This window comes from Buchnera aphidicola (Sarucallis kahawaluokalani) (genome assembly GCF_005080725.1).
GTDB classification, from domain to species: domain Bacteria; phylum Pseudomonadota; class Gammaproteobacteria; order Enterobacterales; family Enterobacteriaceae; genus Buchnera_L; species Buchnera_L aphidicola_AF.
Genome location: NZ_CP032999.1, coordinates 326,797 through 340,872, shown reverse-complemented (window position 1 = coordinate 340,872; position 14,076 = coordinate 326,797). Strand labels below are relative to the sequence as shown.

The 14,076-nt window shown below is 23.4% G+C and carries 15 protein-coding genes and 1 tRNA gene; 6 read left to right on the top strand and 10 right to left on the bottom strand.

The window, feature by feature from the left end; translation table 11 throughout:
• Nucleotides 1-33: 33 nt before the first annotated feature.
• The 3 genes from clpP to D9V78_RS01555 all read right to left on the bottom strand — a co-directional run bounded on the left by clpP (nt 34) and on the right by D9V78_RS01555 (nt 2,479).
• Nucleotides 34-666 (bottom strand): ATP-dependent Clp endopeptidase proteolytic subunit ClpP, encoded by a 633-nt coding sequence (gene clpP, locus D9V78_RS01565; RefSeq protein WP_158350759.1) that lies wholly within the window; start codon nt 664-666, stop codon nt 34-36.
• 42 nt (nt 667-708) lie between these two features.
• Nucleotides 709-2,025 (bottom strand): trigger factor, encoded by a 1,317-nt coding sequence (gene tig, locus D9V78_RS01560; RefSeq protein WP_158350756.1) that lies wholly within the window; start codon nt 2,023-2,025, stop codon nt 709-711.
• A 169-nt stretch (nt 2,026-2,194) separates the two neighbouring features.
• The gene (locus D9V78_RS01555) at nt 2,195-2,479 is read right to left on the bottom strand and encodes a BolA family protein (RefSeq protein ID WP_187306103.1); all 285 of its coding nucleotides are present in this window, start codon (nt 2,477-2,479) and stop codon (nt 2,195-2,197) included.
• Between the two features lie 163 nt (nt 2,480-2,642).
• Between D9V78_RS01555 and cyoA the strand changes: the two genes are divergently transcribed.
• Genes cyoA through cyoE form a run of 5 tightly spaced genes read left to right on the top strand, consistent with a single transcriptional unit; the run spans nt 2,643 to nt 7,300 of the window.
• Nucleotides 2,643-3,482, top strand: a complete 840-nt coding sequence (gene cyoA, locus D9V78_RS01550; protein ID WP_261978885.1) for a ubiquinol oxidase subunit II — start codon at nt 2,643-2,645, stop codon at nt 3,480-3,482.
• A 53-nt stretch (nt 3,483-3,535) separates the two neighbouring features.
• Nucleotides 3,536-5,488 (top strand): cytochrome o ubiquinol oxidase subunit I, encoded by a 1,953-nt coding sequence (gene cyoB, locus D9V78_RS01545; RefSeq protein WP_158350750.1) that lies wholly within the window; start codon nt 3,536-3,538, stop codon nt 5,486-5,488.
• A gap of 20 nt (nt 5,489-5,508) precedes the next feature.
• Nucleotides 5,509-6,108 carry a cytochrome c oxidase subunit 3 gene (locus D9V78_RS01540; protein WP_261978884.1) on the top strand — a complete coding sequence of 200 codons (600 nt, stop codon included), beginning with the start codon at nt 5,509-5,511 and terminating at the stop codon, nt 6,106-6,108.
• On the top strand, nt 6,105-6,449 hold the full coding sequence (gene cyoD / locus D9V78_RS01535) for a cytochrome o ubiquinol oxidase subunit IV (RefSeq protein WP_158350748.1): 345 nt from the start codon (nt 6,105-6,107) through the stop codon (nt 6,447-6,449). Before D9V78_RS01540 ends, cyoD begins: the two co-directional genes overlap by 4 nt.
• Nucleotides 6,449-7,300 carry a heme o synthase gene (gene cyoE / locus D9V78_RS01530; RefSeq protein WP_158350746.1) on the top strand — a complete coding sequence of 284 codons (852 nt, stop codon included), beginning with the start codon at nt 6,449-6,451 and terminating at the stop codon, nt 7,298-7,300. Before cyoD ends, cyoE begins: the two co-directional genes overlap by 1 nt.
• On the opposite strand, the gene D9V78_RS01525 is transcribed toward cyoE, so the two are convergent.
• From D9V78_RS01525 to ribE, 4 genes are all read right to left on the bottom strand, one after another.
• The gene (locus tag D9V78_RS01525) at nt 7,295-7,573 is read right to left on the bottom strand and encodes a TusE/DsrC/DsvC family sulfur relay protein (protein ID WP_158350744.1); all 279 of its coding nucleotides are present in this window, start codon (nt 7,571-7,573) and stop codon (nt 7,295-7,297) included. The genes cyoE and D9V78_RS01525 overlap by 6 nt on opposite strands.
• A gap of 875 nt (nt 7,574-8,448) precedes the next feature.
• Nucleotides 8,449-8,868 carry a transcription antitermination factor NusB gene (nusB, locus tag D9V78_RS01520; protein WP_158350742.1) on the bottom strand — a complete coding sequence of 140 codons (420 nt, stop codon included), beginning with the start codon at nt 8,866-8,868 and terminating at the stop codon, nt 8,449-8,451.
• Between the two features lie 72 nt (nt 8,869-8,940).
• Complete coding sequence (ribD, locus tag D9V78_RS01515; protein ID WP_261978883.1) at nt 8,941-10,065, bottom strand: bifunctional diaminohydroxyphosphoribosylaminopyrimidine deaminase/5-amino-6-(5-phosphoribosylamino)uracil reductase RibD; 1,125 nt, start codon at nt 10,063-10,065, stop codon at nt 8,941-8,943.
• A gap of 73 nt (nt 10,066-10,138) precedes the next feature.
• Nucleotides 10,139-10,609, bottom strand: coding sequence for a 6,7-dimethyl-8-ribityllumazine synthase (gene ribE, locus D9V78_RS01510; protein ID WP_158350969.1), 471 nt, complete (start codon nt 10,607-10,609; stop codon nt 10,139-10,141).
• A gap of 134 nt (nt 10,610-10,743) precedes the next feature.
• Here ribE and D9V78_RS01505 point away from each other — a divergent pair.
• A tRNA-Met gene (locus tag D9V78_RS01505) sits at nt 10,744-10,817 on the top strand.
• Between the two features lie 26 nt (nt 10,818-10,843).
• On the opposite strand, the gene mscS is transcribed toward D9V78_RS01505, so the two are convergent.
• From mscS to D9V78_RS01490, 3 genes are read right to left on the bottom strand one after another with little or no spacing between them, the layout of a single operon-like run.
• Nucleotides 10,844-11,698 (bottom strand): small-conductance mechanosensitive channel MscS, encoded by an 855-nt coding sequence (mscS, locus tag D9V78_RS01500; RefSeq protein WP_158350740.1) that lies wholly within the window; start codon nt 11,696-11,698, stop codon nt 10,844-10,846.
• A 41-nt stretch (nt 11,699-11,739) separates the two neighbouring features.
• A complete protein-coding gene (fbaA, locus tag D9V78_RS01495; protein ID WP_158350738.1) occupies nt 11,740-12,813 on the bottom strand; it encodes a class II fructose-bisphosphate aldolase in 1,074 nt (357 codons plus the stop codon).
• A 40-nt stretch (nt 12,814-12,853) separates the two neighbouring features.
• Nucleotides 12,854-14,053 carry a phosphoglycerate kinase gene (locus tag D9V78_RS01490; protein WP_158350736.1) on the bottom strand — a complete coding sequence of 400 codons (1,200 nt, stop codon included), beginning with the start codon at nt 14,051-14,053 and terminating at the stop codon, nt 12,854-12,856.
• Nucleotides 14,054-14,076 lie beyond the last annotated feature (23 nt).

Genomic DNA, 14,076 nt, shown 5'->3' with positions numbered 1-14,076 from the left:
TTTTTATCACGTAATTTTACATCAATTGATATGTTATACAGAATTTTTTTCCTTACGATAATATAATATTTTATCAATTAATCCATATTTTTTTGATTCTTTTGCATTAAAAAAACAATCTCTTTCAGTATCTTTTTCTATTGTTGTAATTTTTTGTCCTGTATGTAAAGACAAAATTTTATTAATTATATTTTTTGTTTTAATAATTTCTTGAGTATGTATCATAATATCTGATGCTTGCCCTTGATAACCACCGATAGGTTGATGGATCATTATTCTTGAGTGTTTTAAACAGAATCTTTTATTTTTTGTTCCTGCACATAAAAGTATTGCTGCCATTGAACATGCTTGTCCAATACAAATTGTATTAATATCTGGTTCAATAAATTGCATTGTATCATAAATAGACATACCAGATGTAACTATCCCTCCTGGAGAGTTAATATATAAAAAAATATCTTTTTTTGGATTTTCTGATTCTAGAAATAGCATTTGTGCAATAATAGTATTAGACATATAATCTTCAATTTTACCTGTAATAAAAATAATTCTCTCCTTTAAAAGCCGAGAATATATATCATACGATCTTTCTCCGGTATTATTTTTTTCAACAACCATAGGTATTAAATTTTTATTAAAAATATTTTTTTTTTTATTTTTAAACATTATTTTTCCTGTTTTGAATATTTTCAAGATTATTTAAATATTTTATATGTTCTTTTGTATTTTTTTTTGTATTATTATATCTCTTAAATTATATGTTTTGTGTTGGATTGTAAAATAAGATGATAAATTATGAATGATTTTTTTTTCTAAAATAATGTTATGTATGTAGTTCAGTATATTTTTTTTGTGTTGTGGTATTTGCATAATTTTTTGAAATTGTAAATTATTTTTTTTTTCCCATTGAATGTATTGGTCTATTTCTTTTTCTGTTACACGAATGTTTTTTTGATGTGTAATAGATTTTATAATTAATTCAATTTGAAGATCATTGATAATTTTTTTTGTAAGGTTTTTATAATATTTTGGATAAAATATATTTTTTGATTTTTGTATATATTGTTTTATATATATATCTTGCATTTTTTTTATTTTTTCTTGTAAAAAAATATCTGGTATATTAATGATGTGATTTTTTTTAATGTTTTGTATAATTTGTTTTTTTAATTCTGTATATTCTAATCTAAGAGCATATTGTTTTAATTTGTTTTTTATAGTATTTTTTAAATTCTCATTATATAATTTTTTTTTTTTTTCTAATACATTATTAAATGTATTTTTTGAGTATGTTATGTAAGGCGTTAATACTTTCCCAATGTGAATTTTTATTTTTAATGTTTTGTTTTTGTATCTTATGTCGGGATGTTGTGCTGGTATTTTTATTTGCACAATAATGATATTATTTAATTGTTTATTTATTAATTGTTTTTCTATTTGTGTAATAATTTCTTTTTTTTTTATTGTAAATGTTAACTTGTTGATTTTTGTATTTTTAAATGTATTATTAGATTCAATTTGATAATATATAGTTACTTTATCATTGTCTTGAATTTGATTGTAGTTTTTTTTCCAATTAATTTTTTGATTTTGATTTTGATTAATATAATTTGTAACATCTAAATCATCTATGATAATTGTTTTTTTTTGGATGTGCAATGTTTTAAATGTATTTAAATTAATTTCTGGAATAGACTGGAAATATACTGAGTAAATTAAATCAGTATTTTTTGGATATTGATGGATAATAATTTTTGGTTCATTGATAATATGTATTTTTTTTTTTAAAAGAATTTTTTTTAAATTATTATATATAGTATTTTGAATAGTCTTGTTTTCTATATGATTGTTATATTTTTGTTGTATTATTTCAATTGGAATTTTATTTTTCCTGAACCCAGGTATATTTATTTTTTTTTTAATATTTACAATTACCTTTTTACGTACTATATTTATTTCTGTATTTGGGACTTTAATTTTTAATTCTTGCTCAAAATCGTTATTTTTGTTTAAAAAAAATTTCATGGTTTTTCCTATCTTGATTAATATAGTATTAAAATAAATTTTAATAAAAATATTTTTCAATATGTATTTTTGAATCGTATTAAATAATTGTAATATATTTAAAATTGGTATTTATACTGATTAGTACATTGTAGTATAATGTATTTTGCAGTAATATCATTGTAAAATATTACATAAATTTACATATATTTTTTTTGATATTTATTATATTATTTTTTTTCCATTCATGGAAAGTATACGTATGTATAGAAAGTGCATAAATTGTATTATTTATTTCTTTTGACAAAGCTTGATATACTTGTCGGTGTCGATTTAGAATACTTTTTTGAACAAAGGCGTTACTAACAATTAGTATTGTTAGATGTTTTTTAGAATTATTATTTTTATGATACATACTATTATCATATATTTTAACAATTTCAGTATTAAAGTATTTTTTTATTTTGGATAACATAATTATTCTATTCCTATAATATTTAAAATAATAATTCATTATTTTCTTAATATATTTTATCAGTAATGATTTTATATTACTTTCTATAATATATTATATTAATAATAGATTACATCAATATTTGATTAAATAATAAAATGTTATTGAGGATTATATAAATTGCATGAATAACAGAAATATTTTTGAAAAGGTTATATTAATGTTAGGAATATTTTTATTAGTTGGTTGTCATAGAACTATTTTTCATCCTGCAGGTATTGTAGCAATAAAACAGTATCAATTGATATTCATTGCTTTTGTTGCTATGTTAACATTAGTAATACCTGTAATTCTGATGACTTTATTTTTTGTATATAAATATCGTCATGTTAAGATGAGTACTTATACTCCTAACTGGTCTTATTCTACAAAAGTTGAATTAATGGTTTGGTTTATTCCTGTGATGATTGTTTGTTTTCTTGCAGCTTTAGCTTGGCAAACATCTAATGGATTAGATCCAAGAAAAAAGATAATATCGGTACGTAAACCTGTAATTATTAATGTAATTGCATTAGATTGGAATTGGTTATTTGTATACCCTGAAGCACATATTGCTACTATGAATGAGATTGTCATACCAAATAATACTCCAATTCATTTTAATATTACTTCTAGTTCTGTAATGAGTGCGTTTTTTATTCCAAAATTAGGAAGTCAGATTTATGCTATGCCGAAAATGAATAGTGTATTAAATTTGATGGCAAAGTTTCCTGGTGTTTACCACGGTTTGTCCTCAAATTATAATGGTCAAGGATTTTCAAATATGAAATTTAATACGATTGTTGTGCCAAATAATTATATTTTTCATAAATGGGTGAAACGAGTACAACATGTTCCTGAAAAATTAAATACTTTTCATAAGTTTCAGTTAATAGCACAACCAAGTTTATTGCATTCAGTGAAGTATTTTTCTTCTGTGTACCCTAATTTATTTAACAGAGTGATGTATAGAATGTTATCTTAATTATTTATTAATTACTATGAAAAATGCATTCAAGTTATATTAGAGGAAATAAAATGTTTGGAAAATTAACTATTAATAGTATTCCGTATAATGAACCTATTATTATGGTAACGTTTGCTATCATTTCTTTTGTTATTTTGATGATAGTATCTGTAATCACTTACTTGAAACAATGGAAATACTTATGGTCGCAATGGTTTACTTCTGTTGATCATAAAAAAATATCAGTTATGTACTTAATTTTAGCATTTGTGATGTTATTTAGAGGATTTATTGATGCTTGTATGATGCGTTTGCAACAATTTTATGTTTCGAATAAAAGTACAGGTTTTTTAACACCACATCATTACGATCAGATTTTTACTGTACATGGTGTAATTATGATTTTTTTTGTTGCTATGCCTTTAATTACTTCATTAATGAATTTAGCAGTACCTTTACAGATTGGTGCCAGAGACGTAGCATTTCCATTTTTAAATAATTTAAGTTTTTGGTTAACTGTCAGTGGTGCAATGTTAGTAAATGTATCTTTGGTTATTGGGGAATTTGCACAAACAGGATGGTTAGCATATCCTCCTTTATCTGAAATGCAGTATAGTTCAGGAGTGGGTGTAGATTACTGGATTTGGAGTTTACAAATTGCTGGAATTGGTACTACGTTAAGTGGAGTAAATTTTATTGTTACAATTTTAAAAATGCGTGCTCCTGGTATGAATTTATTTAAAATGCCAGTGTTTGTATGGACTGCACTGTGTTCAAATATTTTAATTATTTCTGCGTTTCCTGTTTTTACAATGACATTAATATTATTAAGTTTAGATCGTTATTGTGGATTTCATTTTTTTACTAATAGTTTTGGCGGAAATGCTATGATGTATATTAATTTAATTTGGATTTGGGGACATCCTGAAGTATATATTTTAATTTTACCTGCATTTGGTGTATTTTCCGAGGTAGTATCTACTTTTTCTAAAAAAAGATTATTTGGTTATGTATCTCTTGTATGGGCAACGATTTCTATTACGATATTATCTTTCGTAGTATGGTTACATCATTTTTTTACTATGGGTTCTGGTGCAAATGTAAATGCTTTTTTTGGAATTACTACTATGATTATTGCAATTCCAACAGGTGTAAAAATATTTAATTGGCTTTTTACAATGTATCAAGGAAGAATTCGTATTCATTCTGCTATGTTGTGGACTATTGGATTTTTAATTACTTTTACAATTGGTGGTATGGCTGGAGTGATTTTATCGATACCTGCTATTGATTTTATTTTACACAATAGTTTATTTTTAGTAGCACATTTTCATACTGTTATTATTGGAGGTGTTGTTTTTGGATGTTTTGCAGGTATTACATATTGGTTTCCAAAATTATTTGGTTTTATATTAAATGAAAAATGGGGGAAATTATCTTTTTTTTTCTGGATAATAGGATTTTTTGTTACTTTTATGCCTTTATATTATTTAGGTTTAATGGGTATGACACGTAGGATTAGTCAAAATATTACTTATAAATTTCATTTTATGTTGTCTATATCTATGATTGGTGTAGGATTCATTTCATTGGGCATATTATGTCAAATGATACAATTATATATCTCTATTAAAAATAGAAGATTGAATTATGATGACACTGGTGATCCATGGGATGGAAGAACATTAGAATGGAGTACTACATCTCCTCCACCGATTTATAATTTTGCATGCATTCCAAATGTAAGTAGCATAGATGATTTTTGGTATAATAAACAAAAAGGCGTGTTATATAAAAATAATGTATATAAAGATATTCATATGCCAAAAAATACTTCTTTGGGAATTTTATTAGGTATTTTTTCTTTTTTTATTGGTTTTTCTATGGTTTGGCATATTTGGTGGATGTGTATATTTTTTTCTATTTTGAGCATATTAGTTTTTTTTGTATATAGTTTTTATATTGATCATTATTATATTACACATATTGAAGTGCAAAATATAGAACAAAATACATTATTTTAATCTTGAAAGGAAAATAAATAATGCATCATATGATACATAAGCATAAAAACATTTTAGATAAGTGTAATGTTTTACAAAGTAATAATACGTTTGGATTTTGGTTATATTTAATGAGTGATTGTATATTATTTGCAACTATGTTTGCAGTGTATTGTGTTGTACGCATTAATGTTAAGATCAATCATAATATTTTTGACTTAAAAATAGTTTTTTTAGAAACAATTATTTTATTAATTAGTTCTATTTTTTGCGGAGTAGTAGTTCTTAGTGTAAAATATCAAAAAATATTATTTACATATATATTTTTGATATTAACTTTTTTGATGGGTAGCTTATTTTTATATTTCGAATTAAATGAATTTTTTAATTTAGTAAACTTGGGATATACACCGCAAAAAAATGGATTCTTTTCTTCTTTTTTTACATTAATTGGTATGCATGGTATACACATTGCATGTGGTTTGTTTTGGATAATAGGATTGTTATTTCAAGCAAATAAGTTGCGTACAAGTAATAAATTTTATGTGAACATTTTATGTTTTAGTTTATTCTGGCATTTTTTAGATATAATTTGGATTTGTATTTTTACTATAGTATATTTATCTGGAAATATATTATGAATAATTCTACTTTATCGTTAAGCTGTTTTTTAAAAGAAATAAAATTATATTTTTTTGGATTTTTATTTTCTATTTTTTTAACAACAATACCCTTTTTTATAGTATTTTCGCATATTTTTAAAGTATATGTTGCATTAATGATAATAATATTTTGTGCTGTCATACAGTGTGTTGTACATTTAAAAATTTTTTTACATTTGAGTTACTCTTCGAAAAATTATTGGAATTTTATTTTTTTACTTTTCACATTCTTAATTATTTTGATTATTATTTCAGGTTCAATATGGATTATGTGCAATTTGAATCATCATTTTTATTACCATAGTCATCATATTACATAATGAAAAAAATTTTTCAATTAATAAAACCAAGGATTATTTTAGTCAATTTAATTGCAGTAATTGGAAGTTTTTTTTTTGCTGTAAAAAAAAAATTTAGTTTTATTTTTTTATTATGTGTATTGTTAGGGACAGCAATGATGATTGCTTCTGGTTGTATATTTAATAATATTATTGATATTAGCATTGATCATAAAATGTTTCGTACTAAAGATAGAATTTTAATACATAAAAAGCATTTCATTATATATGCTAAAATAGTAGCATGTTTATTATTTTTATTAAGTATAGTAACATTTGTTTTTTTTGTAAACATATTATCAGCTTTTTTAGCTACTATAGGATTTATATTTTACGTAATAATATATACATATATGAAACGTATTTCAATTTATGATATTATAACAGGTAGTATTGCAGGAGCTATGCCTCCATTAATTGGGTATTGTTCAGTAACTAATTATATTGATTTTAAGGCAATACTATTATTTTTTTTATATTTTATCTGGCAGATTCCACATTCTTATACTATTTTTATCATACATCACAATGATTATAAAATTGCTAAAATACCAACTATTGTTATAAAAAACGGAAAAATTACTACTCTAAAAAATATATTTTACTATATTATGATTTTTATGGTAGTGATTTTATTTTTTTACATCTTAAATTACATTAATATCGTATATTTTATATTATTTTTTATAAGTTCTTTATTCTGGATGATAATATCCTACATATATTATCTTTTTTCGAATAATTTATTTTTTTTAAAATTATTATTTTTTTGGTCTATTATAGTTATTTTTGTTATAAATTTTTCATTTATTATAAATTATATTTTTTTATAAACATATTTTAGATTTTGGTAATCCTGCAATTTTATTTGCTTGTTGTCGTATACCTTTTGGGAATAAAGATAATAAATATTTATTATTACATTTTTCAATTGTAAAAAAATTTTTCATTAACTTTAACAACATTCTGTTAGGTGGGATAACATGAAATTCTGTATAGCATTTTCTAATAAAATAAATAACTTCCCAATGGTCAGGTGTTAAGGTAATGGATTCTTTTTTTGCAATATCCTGGGCAATTTTTATATTCCATGTTTGTTTTTTCATATTATTTTGTATTGTATAAGATTTTTGTATGATATTTACTTCTATGAGTGTATTTTTTAATACGCAGAGAATGTTAGGTAAATAAAAATATAAGCGATGAGTTATTTGAAATATTTATAATGATAAATTTTTATATATTTATGTAGAAAATAATTATTAATTATATCAAAAATATATGAATTTAAAAACGAATATTAATGATGTGAGGAAAATATTTTATTAAGTATTAATTTTATTATAATTGAAAGATATATTTTTCCATAAATGAAATATTTTATTTAGTAAGATAATTTGTATATTATATTCCATAGTTATCTTTTATTTTGTATCAATTATCATTGATAATGTTATTATTTATGTTTTTACAAAATCATATTAGTTAATTTTTAATTCTGGTATTATTTATTATTATATTTACTAATGAAAGATGATGATTTTATAATTGAGATATTTTATTAATAATATTTTTAGTGTTAATAAGATTACTTTATAAGTATGAGCATAATTTATATAAGATTTCTTAAATATTTGATTTTATATGATATATTTTTATAAAATATATATATTTAATATGAAAATATGAAACTTAGTGATATAAAAATGAATTTGGTACATCTTGTGATAAAAATTTTTATTATATATTTTTTATCAGATGATAAATATATTCTATAATTGATTTAAATATATTATATTTTTCATAAAGTAATATTATGAGAGTTTTAATATTATTTTTAAAAAAGATTGATTGTTATATGATGATTCTTTGTATTAAATATTATTAAAATTTATAAGTATTAAATTATAATTTTTATTGTTATATGTTATTTATTGAAACTGATGTATTTTTATTATATTAAAATACCAGAATAATATTTTTATGATGTTTTGTTATGAATTTTATTAGCTGCATTTTGCAATACACCATTAATAAATTTATAACTATTGTCTGTACCAAACAATTTAGCTAATTCAATACTTTCATTAATTGATACTTTATATGGAATATCTGTTCTATTATATAATTCATAAAAAGATAATCTTAATATTGCTTTTTCAATTTGTCCTATTTCTTGTAATTTTCTATGGAGACATGATTTTATTAGAATATCTAATTCTTTATAATTATTAATTATATTTGTAATAACACTATTAAAATATTCAATATCTATTTTTTGTATGTTAATTTTTTCTAGATATTGTTTTTTGATATTTGAAATACTACTTCTTGAAATTTCCCAGGTATAAAGAGCCTGTATTACATATTTTCTTGTACGTTTTCTAAATTTAGGGGTCATCTTTATTATCCTGGATTAATTGTTTTATTCTTTACATTTTAATTGTATACAAACATTTTAAAATTGTATATATTAAAATATTGGTTTTAATATTATACGTATATCGGATCCAATTTTTTTAATATGTGTAAAAATAAATTTTTTTACTTTATCTAAAGTAAATTTCTGTAATTCATAATATAATGGTTGTGCTACATTTCCTAGCATTTTTGGTGCAATATATAAAATTATTTCATCAACTAATTTTAATTGAATCATACTACTAAATAAATGTGCACCGCATTCTACAAATACTGTATTTATTTGATATACACCTAATAATTTAAAAAGTTCTTTTAAATTAATATTTTTTTTGTATTTTGATATTATAATTTGTTTAACATGTTTAGGCCAAATGTTTTGGTCTTGATGTAATTTAATTAGCCATATTTCACTTGTATCATCTTTTATAATTTTATGTTTTGGTTGTATTTGGTTTTTGCTATCGATAATTATTCTGACGGGTTGTACGTATTTTTTTTGATGAAATTTTTCAATGCAATATCTTACAGTTAGTGTGGGATTATCATTTAAAATAGTTTTACTAGTACTTAAAATAGCTGAGCTTAATGCACGAAATTGATGTGTATCTTTTCTTGCATGGATTCCAGTAATCCATTTGCTTTCTCCACTTTCCATAGCTATTTTTCCATCAATAGAAATTGCCATTTTTAATTGTATCCATGGAATTCCTGTTGTCATTCTCTTAAAGAATCCTAAATTAATTTTCTTAGCTTCTTCTGACATGATTCCAATTGTTACTGATATTCCTGCTGATTTTAAATATTCAATGCTTTTACCAGACATAATTGGGTTTGGATCTAAAATGGCAACAACTACTCTTTTAATTCCAGATGAAATAATTAAATCACAACACGGAGGTGTTTTACCAAAGTGATTACAAGGTTCTAAGGAAATATATGCTGTAGCATTTTTTGATAATAATCCTGCCATATTAATAGCATATACTTCTGCATGATATTCACCTGATTTTTGATGCCATCCAGTACCTACGATTCTATTTTTTTTAGTAATGATACATCCCACTATGGGATTAGGACGTGCGGTATACATTCCTTTTTTAGCTAATTGAATTGCTTTATTCATATAATACTGATCTTTCAAGTATTGTATATTATTTTTTACAAATTCATTCATTCGTTGTTGTATGTTATATTTTAAAATGAAATTTAATTGTTTATAATATTACATTTGATATATAAAAAATTTATTATTTCGTAATATTTTTTATCACATTAATCATTTCTAATATTGTTAATGCAGCTTCGCTGCCTTTATTACCCAATTTTGCTCCTGATCGATGTATTGCTTGTTCAATATTTTCTGTCATTAGAATTCCTAATGCAATGGGTATGTTTGTTTTTATACTAATATTAGATATTTTTGTAGTAATATCAGATGAAAGGGTATGAAAATGAATTGTTTCTCCTTTTATAATTGTTCCCAACGCAATGATACCATGGTATTTACACTTATGTGTAAGAATATTTGCAATAATTGGGATTTCATATGATCCAGGAATTTTTATAATTGTAATATTTTCATTTTTTACCTGACCCATTCTATTTAAGATATCAATAGCACCATTTAATAGATTTATATTGATAAAATTATTAAACCGAGGTACTATAATCGCTATTTTTGCATCTTTAGAAATGATATCACTTTGAATGATTTTTATTTTATTTTCTTTATTGTTGTTTGTATTGTTGTTCATAATATTTTTCGTTTGATTTTTATTGATAATTATAATATATAATATTTTTGTATTTTAATATTGATTTTTATATTGTTATAGTATACAATATAAAAAGTAGCGGGGTGGAGCAGTATGGTAGCTCGTCGGGCTCATAACCCGAAGGTCGCTGGTTCAAGTCCAGCTCCCGCAAAGGTATAAACAATTGGTTATTTAATTTTATGTAACATAATTAGTTTTTTTAATATATATTTTTAATTTCTTACAAGGTGATTTTATTTTATTATCATCTAACGCTTTTTTGAATTGTACCATTAGATCCCAATATACTGTATTTAAAATATTTGTATTACTCCAACAGCGAGCAATAAAATTCATCGAGTACGGTTCTAATTTATTGAGTCCAACTATGATATCTTTATTTTTTAAAACTCTAGGTTCATTATACATTACATCTTTTAAAACTTTAATTACTAAATCAACATTAGTATTATTGGTAACATTAATTATGAATTCATTTCTTCGACATGGTTCTCTAGAATAATTTATAATATTATTAGATGTAATTTTACCATTTGGAACAACGATAATTTTTCCATCTAATGTTTTTAATGTAGTATAAAATACGTGTATATTTAATACAGTACCCGCAACATTTTTACAAACTACATATTCTCCTACGCGTAGTGGGCTGAATATAATTAACAAAACTCCTGCTGCAAAATTCGATAAAGAACCTTGTAATGCTAATCCAATTGCCATACCAGCAGCGCCTAAAATAGCTATAACTGATGTTGTTTGTACTCCTAATCTACCTAAAGCAATAATTGTACTAATAGTGATGACAATATATCGTGTAATGATAGTAAGAAAATCTGATATTGTAGTATCGATTTTTCGATGATATAAGATTTTTTTAAATGTTTTAGCAATGACTTTAGAAGTAAAAATACCAGTTAACATAATAATAATCGCTGATATTATATTAATAATATATTGTATTAATATTTTTTGATGTAGTATAATCCAGTGACTTATATAATTCATATTATTAATTACGTTACATTCTTGCATGTTTTACTCCTAAAGACTAATTTATTTTTCAGAATATATATTTACCATAAGTTATATGCGTTTAATGTTTTAAATATTTGGATTAGTTGTTTAGATATAGAAAGTTTTGATTCTTTTATCCACTTTCTTGGATCATAATATTTTTTATTTGGATGATGTAATCCCTTAGGATTACCTAATTGTGTTTGTAAATATAACCGATTTTTTTTATAATATTCTAAAATACCTTTCCAGGATGCCCATTGTATATCAGTATCAACATTCATTTTAACTACTCCATATTCAATAGCTTCGGCAATATTTTTTACAGATGACCCAGATCCTCCATGAAATACGAAATTAATTGGTTTTTTAGATTTAAGATTGTTTTTTTTTCTGATATAATTCTGTGTGTTATATAAAATTTTAGGTTTTAAATGTACATTTCCCGGTTGATATACTCCATGAACATTACCAAATGCTGCTGCTATAGTGAAATCGGGACTAATATTAATCAGTTTTTTATATGCATAATTTACGTCTTTAGGGTGAGTGTATAATAATTCGGTATTTATATTACTATTATCGATACCATCTTCTTCACCTCCTGTACAACCTAATTCAATCTCTAAAAATATATTTATTTTTTGCATCTTATGTAGGTATTTTTTGCATATTTTTATATTTTTTTCGATACTTTCTTTTGATAAATCCAGCATATGAGAAGAAAAAATTGGATGTCCTGTTTGTTTGAAATTTTTTTCACTATGATGAATGAGATGATCAATCCAAGGTAATATATCGATGTGGCAATGATCGGTACTTAATATTACTGGTATATCATAATATTTTGATACTAAATGTACGTGTTTTGCTGCAGAAATGGCACCTAAAACTGATTTTTGAATATTTGATATACTATGTATATTTTCTCCTGCTATAAACATAGATCCACTGTAAGAGAATTGAATTATAACTGGAGATTTCATTTTAGCAGCAGTTTCTAGTACTACGTTAATAGTATATATATTAGTGCAATTAATGGCTGGTATTGCAAATTTTTTTTTTTTTGCTAATTTAAATATTTTATGTATATCTTTTCCAAAAATTACTCCCGGTTTAATATTATTTAACATACTTTTCCTTTTTATAAATTTTTATTTTATTTTAATATTTTTAGATTGTATTATTTATATTATGTTTTTTTTTTGATAATTCTAACATATGTATTGCAGGTAGTTTTGTACCTTCTGCAAATTCTAAAAAGGCACCTCCTCCTGTTGAGATATAAGATATATTATTTTTAATATCAAACATATTGATGACGTTAATTGTTTCTCCTCCACCTGCTATGGAGAATGCTTTACTAATAGCAATACTTTTTGCTAATTTTCTTGTTCCTATAGAAAAATTTTTAAATTCAAATACACCCATTGGTCCATTCCATAAAATAGTTTTTGCTGTTTGAATCACTTGAGTGATTTTTTTAATACTTTTGTTACCAATATCCATAATTTCTTCGTTTTCTTTAATTTCAGATGGTTTTTTATTTATAGCAATACTTTTATCTGAAAATTCTGTGCCTATTCTTGAATCAACTGGTATTAATATATTATTTCTCGCGCGTAATTTTTTAGCCAATGGAATAAATTTTTTTTCATGTAGAGATTTTCCAATATTGTAATCAATAGCTAAAAATGTATTTGCAATACCTCCTCCAACGATTACAATATCTGAAATCATAGATAATTTTTTTAATAATTGAAATTTTGTAGATATTTTTGCGCCTCCTACAATAGAAACCATGGGTCGTTGGGGATTTTGTAAAGCTTTTGTTAAGGCATTAATTTCAGATACTAATAAAGGTCCAGCGCATGCTATTTTAGCATATAACCCTACTCCATAAGTAGAAGCTTCTTTCCTGTGAGCACTACCAAATGCATCCATAACAAATATGTCGCATAATTCTGCATATTTTTTAGATAGTTGACTATCATTAGTTTTTTCCCCAATATTAAATCGAACATTTTCTAATATTAATAATTCACCCGGTTTAATTGGTACGTGTTGTAAACTTTTACTAAAATATACATTATATTTATGAAATATTTTTTTTAAATATTTTACAATGGGTGTAATGGATAAATTATGGTTGATTTGACCTTCCTTTGGTCTACCAATATGTGACATTAAAATAACTTTAGCATTTTTTTTTAATGCAAAATTAATTGTTGGAATACTTGCTTGGATACGATCATCTGATAATATTTGGTTATTTTTGATAGGAACATTAAAATCAACTCTGATTAATACTTTTTTTTTATTTAAATCTAAATCTGTCATATGAATAATATTTTTATTATGTATGCTATGCATAGAATACTCATTTTTTATAAATT

Excerpts from the sequence above, each read along its gene's own strand:
- clpP (WP_158350759.1), bottom strand. The coding sequence starts at position 666 with ATGTTTAAAAATAAAAAAAAAAATATTTTTAATAAAAATTTAATACCT.
- tig (WP_158350756.1), bottom strand. The coding sequence starts at position 2,025 with ATGAAATTTTTTTTAAACAAAAATAACGATTTTGAGCAAGAATTAAAA.
- D9V78_RS01555 (WP_187306103.1), bottom strand. The coding sequence starts at position 2,479 with ATGTTATCCAAAATAAAAAAATACTTTAATACTGAAATTGTTAAAATA.
- cyoA (WP_261978885.1), top strand. The coding sequence starts at position 2,643 with ATGAATAACAGAAATATTTTTGAAAAGGTTATATTAATGTTAGGAATA.
- cyoB (WP_158350750.1), top strand. The coding sequence starts at position 3,536 with ATGTTTGGAAAATTAACTATTAATAGTATTCCGTATAATGAACCTATT.
- D9V78_RS01540 (WP_261978884.1), top strand. The coding sequence starts at position 5,509 with ATGCATCATATGATACATAAGCATAAAAACATTTTAGATAAGTGTAAT.
- cyoD (WP_158350748.1), top strand. The coding sequence starts at position 6,105 with ATGAATAATTCTACTTTATCGTTAAGCTGTTTTTTAAAAGAAATAAAA.
- cyoE (WP_158350746.1), top strand. The coding sequence starts at position 6,449 with ATGAAAAAAATTTTTCAATTAATAAAACCAAGGATTATTTTAGTCAAT.
- D9V78_RS01525 (WP_158350744.1), bottom strand. The coding sequence starts at position 7,573 with ATGAAAAAACAAACATGGAATATAAAAATTGCCCAGGATATTGCAAAA.
- nusB (WP_158350742.1), bottom strand. The coding sequence starts at position 8,868 with ATGACCCCTAAATTTAGAAAACGTACAAGAAAATATGTAATACAGGCT.
- ribD (WP_261978883.1), bottom strand. The coding sequence starts at position 10,065 with ATGAATGAATTTGTAAAAAATAATATACAATACTTGAAAGATCAGTAT.
- mscS (WP_158350740.1), bottom strand. The coding sequence starts at position 11,698 with ATGCAAGAATGTAACGTAATTAATAATATGAATTATATAAGTCACTGG.
- fbaA (WP_158350738.1), bottom strand. The coding sequence starts at position 12,813 with ATGTTAAATAATATTAAACCGGGAGTAATTTTTGGAAAAGATATACAT.
- D9V78_RS01490 (WP_158350736.1), bottom strand. The coding sequence starts at position 14,053 with ATGCATAGCATACATAATAAAAATATTATTCATATGACAGATTTAGAT.